Below are 1,324 nucleotides of genomic sequence, written 5' to 3' on the forward strand. Positions count from 1 at the left end.
TGTAACGTATGAGCTAATCCTAGAGTAATTGTAGACTTGCCACTGTAAGCTTGAGTCGATCCAATTAGCAAATAATGTGCAGAGTTTGGCACATTCTTACTCCTGCCATCTATAAACTTTTGATAATTCTCGCATTTTTAGGGCAAGGATTACTGTTTGAGATTCTGCTTTATGAAACTGATATAAAACGTCACAATTATTAGTGATATTTTAATGTTTACTTCCTGCTTCTAAGGCGGAGTACTTCAAGATATTCACGGATATTGCTCGACCCCATCTTTCAAATTTATACTTGTACATCATAGGTGTTCTTAATAGAAAAATCACACTTCTAGCAATCAAAGGTTAAAAGATTTAGTGACATATCCAAACTTAAACCCCAGTTATAACAATAACGTGAGTTGCCATCAGAGTTGTTTGTTTATTGTTTGATTTTTATTTGGTTAGGGATAGATTTCATAGGGTATTCGGTACAGTCAAATCATAATTTTTCTAGTTATTATGCCGTTATTCTTTGATAAAGTCAAAACTCTACTAATAAAGTGATAGTTGAAACGCAAATTTTCAGGGTCAGTCTTGAGAAGTGACCATTAAACCTAATACCGTTTCAAAGTCAAAGGTAAGATTTGACAGTGTCGAAACTTTGACGCGCTTAGTAATTTCAGGAAATTATTCCACTTGTGTAGTTTGAAACTATTTGTGACATCTTTAAAGTTAATTGGTATAAATTACTCGTACCGGAGTAGCTTGCCATAGAAACTCTTAGAAAAATCTATTGTGCGAGTGCGATTATAATTCAGTAAGACATCGATTAAAAAATCAACGAATTCATAAGTGGCCACCATCAGTTCATAACTGAGTTCTTGATTACCATCAAATTGCATTCGACAACGAGTTATGTCTGCAGGTAATATAGAAACATTCCAGGTGATAACAAAAGGAATATTTTCGCCTCCTTCAATATTTCTTTCTCCTTCTAAACTTTTTTGTTTGTACAAGCTAATAGCATGACCTAAATATTTACGTCTTTTTTCTGGGTAATATGGATTATAAACAGCTATTTCCCCTTTTTCTGCTGGTTTTAATTGATTAATTGACATCCTAATACTCTCCATGATCAATAACTGCTAGAAGCTTTGTTCTTTTCTGTTGATAAACTAGGCAATTTAGCAAGTATCTTTATAATATGATTATATTTCAGGTTTGACCTGATACAGCTATTATCCTGAAATTGTCTCATTTTATTAGGTTTTTAGGATTAACCAATTCGTAATTAATGTAGTTTTACTGATTTAAACTATTACTAAAAAAAATTAGTTTATTA

1 protein-coding gene is annotated in these 1,324 nt (G+C 32.1%); it reads right to left on the minus strand.

What is annotated here, in order from left to right; genetic code table 11:
* Positions 1-728: 728 nt before the first annotated feature.
* The gene (ebsA, locus tag F6K22_RS40960) at positions 729-1,100 is read right to left on the minus strand and encodes a type IV pilus biogenesis protein EbsA (RefSeq protein ID WP_293110909.1); all 372 of its coding nucleotides are present in this window, start codon (positions 1,098-1,100) and stop codon (positions 729-731) included.
* Positions 1,101-1,324: the final 224 nt, after the last annotated feature.

Source organism: Okeania sp. SIO2F4, assembly GCF_010672385.1.
Lineage (GTDB): Bacteria > Cyanobacteriota > Cyanobacteriia > Cyanobacteriales > Microcoleaceae > Trichodesmium.